Source organism: Parafrankia sp. FMc2 (assembly GCF_041008525.1).
Lineage (GTDB): Bacteria > Actinomycetota > Actinomycetes > Frankiales > Frankiaceae > Parafrankia.
The window spans coordinates 22,994-37,386 of sequence record NZ_JBFLUG010000007.1 but is presented as its reverse complement, the minus strand read 5'-3'; the positions used below and the strand labels follow the sequence as shown (position 1 = coordinate 37,386).

The window sequence follows — 14,393 nt, the reverse complement described above, 5'->3', positions numbered from 1 at the left end:
GAAAACCCGTCGCTGCTGTGAAACCCGCCGCCTGAAGCCCGCCTGACGCCGGGGATCCCGGCGACTTCCGAGCGAAAACGCCCAGGACCGGAACTCCGTCGATCAGGAGTTCCGGTCCTGGGCGATGGCAGAGGCCCCAGACCCGCCGCAGGGCGGTGGCCGCCCGATGCGGGTCAGGAAGCGCCGATGCCCGCGTTCGCCTTCGCCATCGCGGACTTGCGGTTCGCGGCCTGGTTCGGGTGGATCACGCCCTTGCTGGCGGCCTTGTCCAGCTTCTTGGCGGCGATGCGGAACGCGCTCTCGGCACGCTCGGCGTCGCCGGCGTCGACGGCGTCACGGAAGCGACGGACGTGCGTCTTCAGCTCGGACTTCACGGCCTTGTTGCGCAGCCGTCGCTTCTCGTTGGTGAGGTTGCGCTTGATCTGCGACTTGATGTTGGCCACGCGGGAGAACCTCTGGGTGTCGAGTCGGGATGGTTCGGGAGATGCGCCGTCCGCCCCGACCAGGGCCCACGGCGAAGCAGCACCGACATTATCAAACCAGCGCCCGCAGGCCACGGCCGCCGGGCGCGGCCACGCGGGCGGGCCACCGTGTGCCTGGCACGATGGAGGCCTGGCACGATGGGAGGACGCGAGCCCGTACGTACGCACGTGGCGGCGACCGGCCCGAGTGCCCGACAGACCGACGAGCAGCGAAACGAGACCAGCCCGCGTGTCCGAAGCTCCGACCGAGGCGACCACCGTCGACCCGGCGTTGATCCGCAACTTCTGCATCATCGCCCACATCGACCACGGCAAGTCCACCCTCGCCGACCGCATGCTCGGTGTGACCGGCGTGGTCGAGGCCCGTAACATGCGCGCGCAGTACCTCGACCGGATGGACATCGAGCGCGAGCGCGGCATCACGATCAAGGCGCAGAACGTCCGGCTGCCGTGGAAGGCCGACGACGACCGCGACTACATCCTGCACCTCATCGACACCCCCGGTCACGTGGACTTCACCTACGAGGTGAGCCGTTCGCTCGCGGCCTGCGAGGGCGCGGTCCTGCTGGTCGACGCCGCCCAGGGCATCGAGGCGCAGACGCTGGCCAACCTCTACCTCGCGATCGAGAACGACCTCACGATCATCCCGGTCCTGAACAAGATCGACCTCCCGGCGGCGCAGCCCGAGAAGGTCGCCGAGGAGATCGCGTCGATCATCGGCTGCGACCCGGGCGACGTCCTGAAGGTCTCCGGCAAGACCGGGCAGGGCGTACCGGAGCTGCTCAACGAGATCGTCCGCCGCATCCCGCCGCCGGGCGGTGACCCGGCCGGCCCGCCGCGCGCCATGATCTTCGACAGTGTGTACGACATCTACCGCGGCGTGATCACCTACGTCCGCGTCGTCGACGGGACGCTGACGACCCGCGACCGCTGCCTGATGATGTCGACCGGCGCCAGCCACGAGACGCTGGAGGTCGGCGTCATCTCGCCGGACCCGCGGCCCACCGGGTCGCTGTCCGCGGGCGAGGTGGGCTACGTCATCCCCGGCGTGAAGGACGTCCGGCAGGCCCGCGTCGGGGACACGATCACCTCCGCGCGCAGGCCCGCGACCGAGATGCTCGGCGGGTACCGGGACCCGCGGCCGATGGTCTACTCGGGTCTGTATCCGCTGGACGGCAGCGAGTACCCGGCGCTGCGCGAGGCACTGGACAAGCTGCAGCTCAACGACGCCGCACTCACCTTCGAGCCGGAGACGTCGGCGGCGCTGGGCTTCGGCTTCCGCTGCGGCTTCCTCGGCCTGCTGCACCTGGAGATCGTCCGGGAACGGCTGGAGCGGGAGTTCGACCTCACGCTCATCTCCACCGCGCCGAACGTGGTCTACCGGGTCGTCATGGAGGACACCTCGGAGGTCACGGTGACGAATCCGAGTGACTGGCCGGGCGGCAAGATCGCCGAGGTGTACGAGCCGGTGGTGGACGCGATGCTCCTGCTGCCGACCGACTTCGTCGGCGCGGTGATGGAGCTGTGCCAGGGGCGCCGTGGCGTCCTCAAGGGCATGGACTACATCTCCACGGACCGGGTCGAGCTGAAGTACACGCTCCCGCTCGGGGAGATCATCTTCGACTTCTTCGACGCCCTGAAATCGCGCACCCGCGGATACGCCAGCCTCGACTACGACCCTGCGGGGGAGCAGGCGGCGGACCTCGTCAAGGTGGACATCCTCCTGCAGGGCGAGGCGGTCGACGCGTTCTCGGCGATCGTGCACCGGGAGAAGGCCTACAGCTACGGCGTCGCCATGACCTCGAAACTGCGCGAGCTGATTCCCCGCCAGCAGTTCGAGGTGCCGATCCAGGCGGCGATCGGCAGCCGGATCATCGCGCGCGAGAACATCCGGGCCATCCGCAAGGACGTGCTCGCCAAGTGCTACGGCGGTGACATCAGCCGGAAGCGGAAGCTGCTGGAGAAGCAGAAGGAGGGCAAGAAGCGGATGAAGACCATCGGGCGGGTCGAGGTCCCGCAGGAGGCCTTCATCGCGGCGCTGTCGACGACGGAGAGCCCGAAGACGCCGGCGCCCAAGACCGGCGGTCGCTGAGGCCGGAGCCCGCGGCGGGCCCGCTTCACGGGCCCGCCGGCCGGGCAGCGCCTAGCCGGCCCCGTGCCCCCGGCACCGGCCCAGGCCTGGGCAGCTCCCTGTGGCCTGGCCTGGCCGGGCCGGCGTCCGCGCCGGGGGGATCGAGGTCGGGGTGGGCACACCGTTCTCTCGTGCGCCGGTTTCTCGGGCTGGGGCGACGGCCGCGGTCAGGCGGAATCAGGCGCCGGGTTCATCCGCGGGATACGGATCGGTTCGGTGACCGGTTCTGCCTGGGCGAAGCCGAGGGCCAGGACGGATCCTGACCGGTACTCGGTGGTTCGCGGCGGCAGCAGTTCCTCGATGGTCACGACTCCGCTGGTGAGCTCCTCCTGCATACCTGGATCATTTCGTACCCACCTCGACTGATCCATGACCAATTGCCCATGGTTTGGCCCTACGATTGTCAACGAACCGCAAACGCGGGGTCCCGGCCCGGGGTGGTGTCCCTCGGTGCCGCGGATGGCGCATTCGGGCGGCGCGCGGCGCACCTTGTCTGATACTGGTCCAGACGCAGTCCGGTACCGCCCGGATGAGACCTATGAGACCAGTTGACAAACAGAGCGTTGCGGTCTCGGCACTCGTTGGGAGCACACTGGGGTTATGCCATCCAAGCCTCTCGAAGGGGCGCCGGCGCCCGTCGACGGCGCGCTCCCCGACGCCGCGCTCGCCGGCGTCGGCACCCGGACGTTCGGCGTGTACGTGCACGTCCCGTACTGCGCGGCCCGCTGCGGGTACTGCGACTTCAACACCTACACCCCGGCCGAGCTCGGCGCGGGTGGTCAGGGCGGAGCCGCCTCCTTCGTCGACTCGATCGCGACCGAGGCCCGCCTCGCCCGGGCTGTGCTGGGTGAGCGTGAACTGCCCGTGTCGACGGTCTTCGTCGGCGGCGGCACCCCGACCCTGCTCCCGGCCGCCGACCTGGCGAAGGTGCTGCGGATCCTGGACGACACCTTCGGGCTGGCCGCCGGCGCGGAGGTCACCACCGAGGCGAATCCGGAGTCCGTCGACCTGCCCGCGCTGGAGCATCTGCGGGCGAGCGGGTTCACCCGGATCTCGCTGGGCATGCAGAGCTCCCGTCCGCACGTGCTCGCCGCGCTGGATCGCCAGCACACCCCCGGGCGGGTCCCGGAGGTCGTGGGCTGGGCCCGTCGGGCCGGGTTCGACCAGCTGAGCCTCGACCTGATCTACGGTGCGCCCGGCGAGTCCGAGTCCGACTGGGCGGCCAGCCTGAGCACGGTGATCGAGCTTGAGCCGGACCACGTCAGCGCCTACTCGCTGACGGTCGAGGAGGGGACGAAGCTCTCCCGCCGGGTGCGCCGCGGCGAGCTCCTGGAGCCGGACGACGACCTGCTGGCCGACCGCTACCTCCAGGCGGACGAGACCCTCGCCGCCGCCGGGCTGCTCAACTACGAGATCAGCAACTGGTCCCGGGACGCGTCCTCGTGGTGCCGGCACAACCTGGGCTACTGGCGCGGCGATGACTGGTGGGGCCTGGGGCCGGGCGCGCACAGCCATGTCGGCGGGGTCCGGTGGTGGAACGTCCGCCATCCGACCGAGTACGCGACGAGGGTCGGCGCGGGGCGCAGCCCGGCTGCCGCCCGGGAGGTCCTGGACGCCGCGGCGCGGCGGGTCGAGCGGGTGATGCTCGGGGTCCGGCTGGTCGAGGGGCTCGCGGTGGACGCCCTGTGCGAGCGCGGGTTGGCGGCCGCGTACGGGCTGGCCGCGGACGGTCTCGTCGTCGGGCCGGAGCTGGCGGCGGGCCGGGTGGCGCTCACCCGGCGTGGCCGGCTGCTGACCGACACCGTGGTCCGCGCCCTGCTGCCCGACTGACGCCCTGCTGCCCGCCCGGCGACCAGCTCCTGGCCGGCGACTGGCCGCCCGACTGGGCGTGTGCCGGCTGGGGGCTGGTCGCCGGGCGGGCCCGCGGCGGCGGGTTCGCCGTGGCCGGAAGGCCTGTCTGCTCACGATGGCTGCCGCGACCTGGGTAGGAAGCTACACTTGGCACTCACGGTGGCAGAGTGCCAGGGCAGGGTGACCGGCCCGGCACGCGTCGCCAGCCCCGCCTGGCTGACGGAACCGGCGAAGGGGGTGTGGTCACGTGCTTGAAGAACGGCGCCTGGAGGTCCTGCGGGCGATCGTCGAGGACTTCGTGCTCAGCAACGAGCCGGTGGGGTCCAAGATGCTCGCCGAGCGGCATGCTCTCGGGGTGTCGCCCGCCACAGTGCGTAATGACATGTCCGCGCTGGAGGAAGAGGGCTACATCACGCAGCCGCACACCAGCGCCGGCCGCATTCCCACGGACAAGGGCTACCGCCTGTTCGTGGACAGGCTGTCCGGCGTGAAGCCGCTGTCGCGCGCCGAGCGCCGGGCCATCCAGAGCTTCCTGGAGGGCGCGGTCGACCTCGACGACGTGGTGCGCCGATCGGTGCGGCTGCTCGCCCAGCTCACCCGGCAGGTGGCGGTGGTGCAGTACCCCTCGCTTTCCTCGAGCAGCGTGCGCCACATCGAGATCGTCACGCTGAGCCCGAACCGCCTGCTCCTCGTCCTCATCACCGACACCGGTCGGGTCGAGCAGCGGGTGGTGGAGATCCCCACCCCGGTCGATGACGGGGTCGTGGGGGAGCTGCGGGGCCTGCTCAACGGGTCGCTGCGGGGCCGGCGGATGGCCGACGCCACCGAGGCGGCGGCAGACCTGCCCGACTCGGCACGGCCCGACCTGCGGCCGCACCTGACGACGCTGACGACGGTCGTGCTGGAGGCGCTGCTGGAGCGCCAGGAGGAGCGGGTCGCGCTCGCGGGCACGGCGAACCTCACCCGTGCCTCGGTGGACTTCGCCGATTCGTTGCGGTTCATCCTGGAGGCACTGGAGGAGCAGGTCGTGCTCCTCAAACTGATCGGTTCAGCTCGGGAGACCGGTACTGTGACGGTGCGCATCGGGCGCGAGACGGACGTCGACGCCCTGCGATCGACTTCCGTCGTCGCCACCGGGTACGGTCTCGGCCCGGCTGCACTGGGCGGGATGGGAGTCGTCGGCCCGATGCGGATGGACTATCCGGGAACGATGGCGGCCGTGCGGGCCGTCGCCAAGTACGTGGGTGAACTCTTGGGTGCCGACTGATGGCAGTGGACTATTACGCGACACTGGGTGTGCGGCGTGACGCCACCGGTGACGAGATCAAGCGGGCCTACCGCAAGCTGGCTCGCGAGCTGCATCCGGACGTCAATCCCGATCCGGAGGCGCAGCAGCGGTTCAGGAACGTGACGAACGCCTACGAGGTCCTTTCGGACCCCGAGAAGCGTCAGATCGTCGACCTCGGTGGTGACCCGCTCGCGCCCGGTGGTGGCGCGGCCGGCGCCGGCTCGCCGTTCGGGGCGGGCTTCGGCGGCCTCGGCGACATCATGGACGCGTTCTTCGGCGGCGGCGCCAGCCGCGGGCCGCGCTCGCGGGTCCGGCGCGGCAACGACGCGCTGCTCCGGCTGGAGCTCGACCTGGCCGAGACCGCCTTCGGCGCGACGCGGGACATCACGGTCGACACCGCGGTGGTGTGCGCGACCTGCGCCGGGGCGGGCGCGGCGCCAGGCACGCAGCCGTCGACCTGCTCGACCTGCCACGGCCGTGGTGAGGTCCAGCAGGTGACCCGCTCGTTCCTCGGGCAGATGGTGACCTCGCGGCCGTGCCCGCGGTGCTCCGGCACCGGCACGGTCATCGAGCACCCCTGCCGGGACTGCTCCGGCGACGGCCGGGTCCGCAAGCGCCGTACGCTGACCGTGAAGATCCCCTCGGGGGTCGAGGACGGGATGCGCATCCGGCTGTCCGGCGAGGGCGAGGTCGGCCCGGGCGGCGGCCCGCCCGGGGACCTGTACGTCGAGGTCTCCGAGCGGCAGCACGCCGTTTTCACCCGGGAGGGTGACGACCTGCACTGCGATCTGCGGCTGCCGATGACCTCCGCGGCGCTGGGCACGATGGCGACGCTGGAGACCCTCGACGGTTCCGAGACGATCACGGTGAAGCCGGGTACCCAGCCGGGCGAGGTGATCAGGCTCGCCGGGCGCGGCGTGCCGCACCTGCGCGCCGTCGGCCGTGGCCACCTGCACATCCACATCGTCGTCGAGACGCCGACGAAGCTGGACACGGAGCAGGAACGGCTGCTGCGCGAGCTGGCGAAGCTGCGCGAGGAGGAGACCCCGGCGGTGGTGGGCGGTGCCTCCGGCGGCTCGGGTCTGTTCTCCCGGCGCCGCAGCGGGCGGCGTAGCCGCTGACCGCGCCGGTCTTCCACCTGGATCCCTTGCCGCCGGCCGAGGTCTTCGTGCTCGGCGGCCCGGAGGGCCGGCATGCGGCCACCGTGCGGCGGCTGCGGGCCGGTGAGCGCCTGGACGTGACCGACGGCGCTGGTACGGCGCTGGAGTGCGAGGTCCGGTCGGCCGGCCGCGACGAGCTGGAATGCGTCGTCCTGCGCCGCAGGTCGATCGGTATCCCGTCGCCGCGGCTGGTCGTGGCGCAGGCGCTCGCCAAGGGCGACCGCGGCGAGCTCGCGGTCGAGATGATGACCGAGGTCGGCGTCGACGAGATCGTGCCCTGGGCGGCGTCCCGATGCGTGGTCCGCTGGGACGGCGAGCGCGGTGAACGTTCGCGGGCCCGGTGGAGCCGCACGGCGCGGGAGGCCGCGAAGCAGTCCCGCCGGCTCAGCTGGCCGGAGGTCGGCGGGCTCGTGACGACCCGGCAGCTCGCCGAGCGTGCCCGGCGCTCCGCGCTCGCCGTCGTCCTGCATGAGACGGCGTCGACGCCGTTGGCCGGCCTCGCTGTGCCAGTGCGCGAGCAGGAAGGCGCGTGGGAGCAGGAAGGCGCGTGGGAGCAGGGGCGCGCGGGCGAGCCGCGGGAGATCCTGCTGGTCGTCGGGCCGGAGGGCGGGGTGGCGGACGACGAGCTCGCCGCGTTCACGGCCGCCGGCGCCATCGCCGGCCGGTTCGGCCCGACAGTGCTGCGGACGTCCACCGCGGGTGTCGTGGCGGCCGCCCTGGTACTCGCCGACATCGGCCGCCTGGCCGGATAGACTGGGTTGTCACCAGCACGGTCATGACCAGCGTCACGATCATGACCTGCGCCAGCAGCACTATGACTCGGCAGCACCATGACCCAGCAGCACGATGACCCAGCAGCACCATGACGTCGTGAGCACCACGGTGTAGTGCGCCTGTGGTTTCCGCCGTCGTCTGAGGGCGACCTTCGTCCCAGTCCTGAAGTGAGAGGTACGCCGGCCCGCGCGGCCGTACACATGCCCGAATCCGAACCCCCCCCCGACTCCCGGGTCACCACGCGTATCGTCGTCCCCGGCCCGCACAGCATGGTGAGCCTGCTCGGCCATCAGGACCAGCTGCTGCGCGTGATCGAGAAGGCCTTCTCGTCCGACATCCACGTGCGGGGCAACGAGATCACGATCACCGGTGATCCGGCGGAGAACGCGCTTGCCGCCAGGTTGTTCTCCGAGCTCGTCGCGCTGCTGGACGCCGGAACCGAGCTGAGCCCGCAGCATGTCGACCACTCGGTGGCAATGCTGCGCAGCGGCGAGGGGGAGCGGCCCGCCGAGGTGCTCACCCTCAACATCGTGTCCAACCGTGGCCGGACGATCCGGCCGAAGACGCTGAACCAGAAGCGCTACGTCGACGCGATCGACCAGCACACCATCGTGTTCGGGATCGGTCCGGCGGGCACCGGCAAGACCTATCTGGCGATGGCCAAGGCCGTCCAGGCGCTGCAGTCGAAGAAGGTCACCAGGATCATCCTCACCCGGCCGGCGGTGGAGGCCGGCGAGCGCCTCGGCTTCCTGCCCGGCACGCTGTTCGAGAAGATCGACCCTTACCTGCGTCCGCTCTACGACGCGCTGCACGACATGATCGACCCGGATTCCATCCCGCGCCTCATGCAGAGCGGGACGATCGAGGTCGCACCGCTGGCCTACATGCGCGGCCGCACGCTCAACGACGCGTTCATCATTCTCGACGAGGCGCAGAACACCTCGCCGGAACAGATGAAGATGTTCCTGACCAGGCTCGGCTTCGGCTCGAAGATCGTCGTCACGGGTGACATCACGCAGGTCGACCTGCCCTCCGGCACGCACAGCGGGCTGCGGGTGGTCCGCGAGATCCTCGACGGCGTGGGCGACGTGCACTTCGCGGCGCTGACCAGCACGGACGTCGTTCGTCATCGGCTGGTGAGCGACATCGTCGACGCCTACGCGCGCTGGGACGCCGCGAGCCCGACCCCCACCGAGACCCGGCCGGCCCGGGCGACCCGCCGGGAGCGCCGGTGAGCGCCGCGGGAGAGGACGTCTGATGGCGGTCTTCGTCGCCAACGAGTCGGGCGTGACGGACTTCGACGAGGTCAGGCTGGCCGCGCTCGCCAGGTTCGTCCTCGACACGATGAAGGTCAACCCGCTGGCGGAGCTGTCGGTGATGCTCGTCGAGATCGACGCGATGACCGACCTGCATGTCCGGTACATGGGGGAGGAGGGGCCGACGGACGTGCTGGCCTTCCCCCAGGACGAGGCGTTCGAGCCGTCCTGGTCGGAGTCGGTGGAGGAGGACCCGACCACCCTGCTCGGCGACGTCGTCCTGTGTCCGGAGGTGGCCCGCCGGCAGGCCGCGGGGGCCGGTCACGACATGGAGCGCGAGCTGCATGTCCTGTGCACGCACGGCATCCTGCACCTGCTCGGCTACGACCACGCCGAGCCGGAGGAGGAACGGGAGATGTGGAAGCTCCAGAACAGCCTGCTGGCCTCCTGGGACACCGCGGCCGGCGCCGCCACCTCCTGAGGGGCCCGGTCCGTCATGGCAACCGGTGATCTCCTGCTCGTCCTCATCGCCGCCGCCGCCGCGCTCGCCGCAGCGGGGCTCGGTGCGGTCGACGCGGCCCTGACCCGGGTCTCCCGGGTCAGCGTCGACGAGTTCGCCCGGGCTGGCAAGGCGGGTGCCGCGAACCTCGCCCGGGTCGTCGCCGACCCCGGGCGCTTCCTCGCCCTGCTGCTGTTGCTGCGGATCGTCGGCGAGATGGCGGCTGCCGCGTGCATCACCGTGCTGGCCGTGCACGCCTACGGGGCGGGTTTCGCCGCCGTCGGGCTCGGCGCACTGGTGTCCACCCTCGTCGCCTACATCCTGGTCGGGGTGATGTTCCGGACCCTCGGCCGGCAGCACGCCCCGGCGGTGTCACTGGCGACCGCGGGGCTCACCATTCGGTTGGCGAAGATCTTCGGGCCGCTGCCGCGCCTGCTCATCGCGTTCGGCAACGCCGTGACGCCGGGCCCGGGCTACCGCGACGGCCCGTTCGCCTCCGAGGCGGAGCTGCGGGACCTCGTCGACCTCGCCGAGGAGAACGACGTCATCGAGCCGGCGGAGCGCGACATGATCGCGTCGGTGTTCGAGCTGGGCGACACCCTCGTCCGCGAGGTCATGGTGCCGCGCCCCGACATGGTCTTCATCGAGTCCGACAAGACGGTGCAACAGGCGATCTCCCTCGCCCTGCGTAGCGGCTTCTCCCGCATCCCGGTGATCGGCGAGAACGTGGACGACGTCGTCGGGATCGCCTTCCTCAAGGACATGGTCGGCTGGGAGCGCGAGGGCCCCCAGGACAGCCGGGTCGCGCAGATCATGAGGGCGCCGGTCCTCGTCCCGGAGAGCAAGCCCGCCGACGACCTGCTGCGCGAGATGCAGGCCTCCCGCACCCACATGGCGGTCGTCATCGACGAGTACGGCGGCACCGCGGGTCTGGTGACCATCGAGGACATCCTCGAGGAGATCGTCGGTGAGATCACCGACGAGTACGACAGCGCCGCGCCGCCGGTCGAGTGGCTCGACCAGGACACCGCCCGGGTCACGGCCCGCCTCGACGTCGACGATCTCGCCGAGCTGTTCGGCGTCGACGAGGTGCCCGAGGCCCATGACGTCGAGACGGTCGGCGGCCTGCTCGCGACCGTGCTCGGCCGGGTGCCCATCCCCGGCGCCACCGCCGACATCGCCGGGCTGCGGCTGTCCGCCGAGCGGGCCGCCGGTCGGCGCAACCAGATCGGCACCGTCGTGGTCCAGCGGCTTTCCCCCTCCACCCGCGGCCAGGACGGCAGCGAGGACGGCGCGGGTCGGCCGGCCACCGGCAGTACCGGGGAACCGGCCGGCGCGGGCGAGAAACCCGGCGCCACCGCCCGGGATCCCCAAGCAGAGAGGTGACATCGTGACGTCGTCGACCCCCCCTCCCAGCCCGGCCGGGCTGGTCCTGGAGGCGGAGGACACCAAGCTGGTGGTGCTGGCCCGCGCCGCCCGGCTGCGCGCCTACACACCGGCCGGGCAGCGTGCGGAAGGCGCCGCGGTGCGCGACACCGACGGCCGGACCTACGCCGCCGCCACCGTCGCGCACACCCGGCCCGAGCTCGCGACGTCGGCACTGCGGGCCGCGGTGGTGGCGGCGGCGTCCAGCGGCGCCCGGCGCTTCGAGGCCGTCGCGGTGGTGACCGACTCCGCCGAGATCGGTGCCGACGACCTGGCGGTGCTCGCCGAGTTCGGCGCGGGTGTGCCCGTGTTCCTCGCCGGCCCGGACGGCGTCGCGCGCGACCGGGTGTCGAGCTAGTGGACCTGGCGACCGACTTCCGCTCAGGCTTCGCCTGCCTCGTCGGGCGACCCAACGCGGGCAAGTCCACGCTGACGAACGCCCTGGTGGGAACGAAGGTGGCGATCACCTCGGGACGTCCCCAGACGACCCGGCACGCCATCCGCGGCATCATCCACCGGCCGGACGCCCAGCTCATCCTGGTCGACACCCCGGGTCTGCACCGCCCGCGCACACTGCTCGGGCAGCGGCTCAACGACGTCGTCCGCGCGACGCTGTCCGAGGTCGACGTGATCGGTTTCTGCATGCCCGCGGACGAGCCGCTCGGGCGCGGGGACCGTTTCATCGCGGAGGAGCTGGGCCGGCTGGCCCGGCGCACCCCGGTGGTCGCGATCCTCACCAAGGTCGACAAGGTCGGCGACCCGGACCGGGTGGGTGCCCGGCTGCTCGAGGTCACCGGGCTCGGGGACTTCGCCGAGATCGTGCCGGTGAGCGCGGTGTCGTCGTTCCAGGTCGGCACGCTCGCCGACGTCCTCGTCGCCCGGCTGCCGGAGGGCCCCCGGCTCTACCCGGAGGGCGAGCTGACCGACGAGCCGGAGCAGGTCATGGTCGCCGAGCTGGTCCGCGAGGCGGCGCTGGAGGGCGTGCGGGACGAGCTGCCGCACTCGCTGGCCGTCGTGGTCGAGGAGATGATCCCGCGGGAGGACCGCCCGGCGGACCGGCCGCTGCTCGACGTCCATGTCAACGTCTTCGTCGAGCGGCCCAGCCAGAAGGCGATCATCATCGGCGCCGGCGGGTCCCGGCTGCGCGACGTCGGCACCCGGGCCCGCACCCAGATCGAGGCGCTGCTGGGCACGCCCATCTACCTCGACCTCCACGTCAAGGTGGCCAAGGACTGGCAGCGGGACCCGAAGCAGCTCCGCCGGCTGGGTTTCTAAAGGCGTCGGCGCGCCGCGCACCGGCGACGGAAGGCGGCCCGCCAGGCCGTCAGGGCAGGCATGTAACCATGGGAACGTGCCGGTGTATCGCGATGAGGGCGTCGTCCTGCGGGCGGCGCCCTTCGCCGAGGCGGACCGCATCGTGACCGTGCTCACCCGGCGTAACGGCCGGGTCCGGGCGGTGGCCAAGGGGGTCCGGAAGACGTCCTCGCGTTTCGGCGCGCGGCTGGAGCCGGGTACCTATGTCGACCTGCAGCTGCACGAGGGCCGCTCGCTGGACACGGTCACCCAGGCCGACATCCTCGCTCCGTACGGTGCGACGATCGCCCAGGAGTACGCGCGGTACACGGCGGCGGCGGTGATGCTCGAGACCGCGGAGCGGCTGACCAGCGAGGAACGTCAGCCCGCCTTCAGGCTGTTTCTGCTGCTCGTCGGTGGCCTGCGTACGCTTGCGTCCGGTGAGCGGTCGCCGTCCCTGGTCCTGGACGCGTTCCTGCTGCGCTCACTCACGGTTTCCGGATACGGAATGGCCCTCGATGAATGCGCGCTCTGTGGCGAGCCCGGACCGCACCACTCGCTGTCCGTTCCGGGCGGCGGCGTAGTGTGCCCGGAATGTCGACCGCGCGGTGCGGCGTCGACGTCTCCGGCCGCGGTGCGGCTGCTGGCCGACCTTCTTCACGGCGACTGGGACGGCGCGGAGGCGACGGACGTCCGTACCCGCGGGGAGGCCGGGGGGGTCGTGGCCGCCTACCTTCAGTGGCACCTCGAACGTGCGCTGCGAGCCCTGCCGCATCTTGAACGGACGTGAGGGTCACGGGCATGTGTGGCCGGAGGGCGCGGAGGCGGTGTCCCGGGTCGGGCACGGGGGTGCGTGGCGGGCGAGGGGACCGGGTGAGGAGCGGGACGGGATGTGTGCTGCGAGACCGGTGGTCCGGGTGTCCCCGGGCTGGCGGGGGTCGGTCGGTGAACCGCCGGCCCGGACGAGAGGATGTCGGCTGTGAGCCTGCGTGAAGAGGTGGGCAGGCGGTACCGCGATCCGCGTCCCCACCCGTCCGGAGCGCTGCCGCCGGCGTTGCCGCCGGCCCTCGTCCCACGCCATGTCGGGATCGTCATGGACGGGAACGGGCGCTGGGCGAAGCTGCGCGGTCTGCCGCGTACCAAGGGCCACGAGGCCGGTGAGGACGCCCTGTTCGACTGCGTCGAGGGCGCCATCGAGATGGGTGTCCGCTGGCTGTCGGTGTACGCCTTCTCGACGGAGAACTGGAAGCGCTCACCGGACGAGGTCGCGTTTCTGATGCGCTTCACCGACGGTGTGTTCGGGCGGCGTATCGAGGACATGCACTCGCTCGGAGTACGGGTGCGCTGGGCCGGCCGGCGGCCGCGGCTGTGGGGGAATGTCATCCGGCGGCTGGAGTCGGCGGAGGAGCGGACCCGGGACAACGACCGGCTCACGCTGGTGATGTGCGTGAACTACGGGGGGCGCGCGGAACTCGCGGACGCCGCCGCGGCGATCGCCCGCGACGTGCGTGCCGGCCTGCTGCGCCCGGAGCGCATCAACGAGGAGACCATCGCGCGCTACCTCGACGAGCCCGACATGCCGGACGTCGACCTGTTGATCCGGACCTCGGGAGAGCAGCGGCTGAGCAACTTCCTGCTCTGGCAGGCGGCCTATGCGGAGTTCTCGTTCGTGCCCACCCTGTGGCCTGATTTCGACCGCCGCGACCTGTGGCTGGCCTGCGAGGAGTACGCCCGCCGGGACCGCCGTTACGGCGGCATCGTCGCCCACCGTGCCTGAGCACGAGGCTGCCCGGCCGCCGGCGGCCGCCGGCGGACCCGGCGCGCCGGTGGTGGCTGTCCTCCGGTTCGACGTGCCCGAGCCGGAACGGGCCGGCTTCGCGGCTGCCGGGGAGCGGGTGCTGGCCGCGCTGGCCGCACAGCGCGGCTTCCGGTCGGGCCGGGTCGGTCGGTCCGTCGACGAGCCGGCCGCCTGGCTGCTGGTCACGGAGTGGTCCGGCCCGGGGGCCTGGCGGCGGGCGCTGTCCGGGTTCGACGTCCGGTGCGAGCTGACACCGCTGCTGGGCTGGGCGCAGGACGCCCCGGGCGCCTTCGAGGTGCTGCACGAACGCGAGACGGGCGGGCCCGCGCTCTCGCACGGGTCGGCCCGTGCGCCCGATGCGGACACCGCCGCGCCGGGCACCGGCTCGCGAGGCTGGGCGGGCGGTAGCGGCACCGCCACCCGGTAGCCTCGGCGG

The 14,393-nt window shown here is 71.9% G+C and carries 15 protein-coding genes; 13 read left to right on the top strand and 2 right to left on the bottom strand.

The window, feature by feature from the left end; translation table 11 throughout:
- Positions 1–173 precede the first annotated feature (173 nt).
- Positions 174–443 (bottom strand): 30S ribosomal protein S20, encoded by a 270-nt coding sequence (rpsT, locus tag AB1460_RS04435; protein WP_018640397.1) that lies wholly within the window; start codon positions 441–443, stop codon positions 174–176.
- A 268-nt stretch (positions 444–711) separates the two neighbouring features.
- Here rpsT and lepA point away from each other — a divergent pair, with 268 nt between their 5' ends.
- The gene (lepA, locus tag AB1460_RS04430) at positions 712–2,574 is read left to right on the top strand and encodes a translation elongation factor 4 (RefSeq protein WP_368959289.1); all 1,863 of its coding nucleotides are present in this window, start codon (positions 712–714) and stop codon (positions 2,572–2,574) included.
- A gap of 206 nt (positions 2,575–2,780) precedes the next feature.
- Here the strand turns inward: lepA and AB1460_RS04425 are convergent, their stop codons facing one another.
- The gene (locus AB1460_RS04425) at positions 2,781–2,948 is read right to left on the bottom strand and encodes a hypothetical protein (protein ID WP_018640400.1); all 168 of its coding nucleotides are present in this window, start codon (positions 2,946–2,948) and stop codon (positions 2,781–2,783) included.
- A gap of 265 nt (positions 2,949–3,213) precedes the next feature.
- On the opposite strand from AB1460_RS04425, the gene hemW reads away from it, so the two are divergent.
- The 12 genes from hemW (at position 3,214) to AB1460_RS04365 (ending at position 14,384) form a co-directional block, all read left to right on the top strand.
- The gene (gene hemW / locus AB1460_RS04420; RefSeq protein WP_368959288.1) at positions 3,214–4,443 is read left to right on the top strand and encodes a radical SAM family heme chaperone HemW; all 1,230 of its coding nucleotides are present in this window, start codon (positions 3,214–3,216) and stop codon (positions 4,441–4,443) included.
- A gap of 268 nt (positions 4,444–4,711) precedes the next feature.
- Positions 4,712–5,731 (top strand): heat-inducible transcriptional repressor HrcA, encoded by a 1,020-nt coding sequence (hrcA, locus tag AB1460_RS04415; RefSeq protein ID WP_368959287.1) that lies wholly within the window; start codon positions 4,712–4,714, stop codon positions 5,729–5,731.
- A complete protein-coding gene (gene dnaJ / locus AB1460_RS04410; protein WP_368959286.1) occupies positions 5,731–6,873 on the top strand; it encodes a molecular chaperone DnaJ in 1,143 nt (380 codons plus the stop codon). Before hrcA ends, dnaJ begins: the two co-directional genes overlap by 1 nt.
- Before the next feature lie 47 nt (positions 6,874–6,920).
- Positions 6,921–7,664: a 16S rRNA (uracil(1498)-N(3))-methyltransferase gene (locus AB1460_RS04405; RefSeq protein WP_420497193.1), complete on the top strand. Its 744-nt coding sequence runs from the start codon at positions 6,921–6,923 to the stop codon at positions 7,662–7,664.
- 222 nt (positions 7,665–7,886) lie between these two features.
- On the top strand, positions 7,887–8,921 hold the full coding sequence (locus tag AB1460_RS04400) for a PhoH family protein (protein ID WP_368959285.1): 1,035 nt from the start codon (positions 7,887–7,889) through the stop codon (positions 8,919–8,921).
- A 22-nt stretch (positions 8,922–8,943) separates the two neighbouring features.
- Positions 8,944–9,423, top strand: a complete 480-nt coding sequence (gene ybeY, locus AB1460_RS04395) for an rRNA maturation RNase YbeY (protein WP_018640410.1) — start codon at positions 8,944–8,946, stop codon at positions 9,421–9,423.
- Positions 9,424–9,438: 15 nt separating this feature from the next.
- Complete coding sequence (locus AB1460_RS04390) at positions 9,439–10,827, top strand: hemolysin family protein (protein WP_368959284.1); 1,389 nt, start codon at positions 9,439–9,441, stop codon at positions 10,825–10,827.
- Positions 10,828–10,831: 4 nt separating this feature from the next.
- Positions 10,832–11,224 carry a cytidine deaminase gene (locus AB1460_RS04385; RefSeq protein WP_368959283.1) on the top strand — a complete coding sequence of 131 codons (393 nt, stop codon included), beginning with the start codon at positions 10,832–10,834 and terminating at the stop codon, positions 11,222–11,224.
- Positions 11,224–12,141: a GTPase Era gene (gene era, locus AB1460_RS04380; RefSeq protein WP_368959282.1), complete on the top strand. Its 918-nt coding sequence runs from the start codon at positions 11,224–11,226 to the stop codon at positions 12,139–12,141. The genes AB1460_RS04385 and era overlap by 1 nt, the downstream gene beginning before the upstream one ends.
- A 76-nt stretch (positions 12,142–12,217) precedes the next feature.
- Positions 12,218–12,949: a DNA repair protein RecO gene (gene recO, locus AB1460_RS04375; protein ID WP_368959281.1), complete on the top strand. Its 732-nt coding sequence runs from the start codon at positions 12,218–12,220 to the stop codon at positions 12,947–12,949.
- A gap of 189 nt (positions 12,950–13,138) precedes the next feature.
- Positions 13,139–13,936 (top strand): isoprenyl transferase, encoded by a 798-nt coding sequence (locus tag AB1460_RS04370; RefSeq protein ID WP_018640415.1) that lies wholly within the window; start codon positions 13,139–13,141, stop codon positions 13,934–13,936.
- Positions 13,929–14,384, top strand: a complete 456-nt coding sequence (locus tag AB1460_RS04365; RefSeq protein ID WP_368959280.1) for an antibiotic biosynthesis monooxygenase family protein — start codon at positions 13,929–13,931, stop codon at positions 14,382–14,384. Before AB1460_RS04370 ends, AB1460_RS04365 begins: the two co-directional genes overlap by 8 nt.
- The last annotated feature ends 9 nt before the right edge of the window (positions 14,385–14,393 follow it).

Excerpts from the sequence above, each read along its gene's own strand:
- AB1460_RS04400 (WP_368959285.1), top strand. The coding sequence starts at position 7,887 with ATGCCCGAATCCGAACCCCCCCCCGACTCCCGGGTCACCACGCGTATC.
- AB1460_RS04390 (WP_368959284.1), top strand. The coding sequence starts at position 9,439 with ATGGCAACCGGTGATCTCCTGCTCGTCCTCATCGCCGCCGCCGCCGCG.
- AB1460_RS04425 (WP_018640400.1), bottom strand. The coding sequence starts at position 2,948 with ATGCAGGAGGAGCTCACCAGCGGAGTCGTGACCATCGAGGAACTGCTG.
- dnaJ (WP_368959286.1), top strand. The coding sequence starts at position 5,731 with ATGGCAGTGGACTATTACGCGACACTGGGTGTGCGGCGTGACGCCACC.
- hemW (WP_368959288.1), top strand. The coding sequence starts at position 3,214 with ATGCCATCCAAGCCTCTCGAAGGGGCGCCGGCGCCCGTCGACGGCGCG.
- ybeY (WP_018640410.1), top strand. The coding sequence starts at position 8,944 with ATGGCGGTCTTCGTCGCCAACGAGTCGGGCGTGACGGACTTCGACGAG.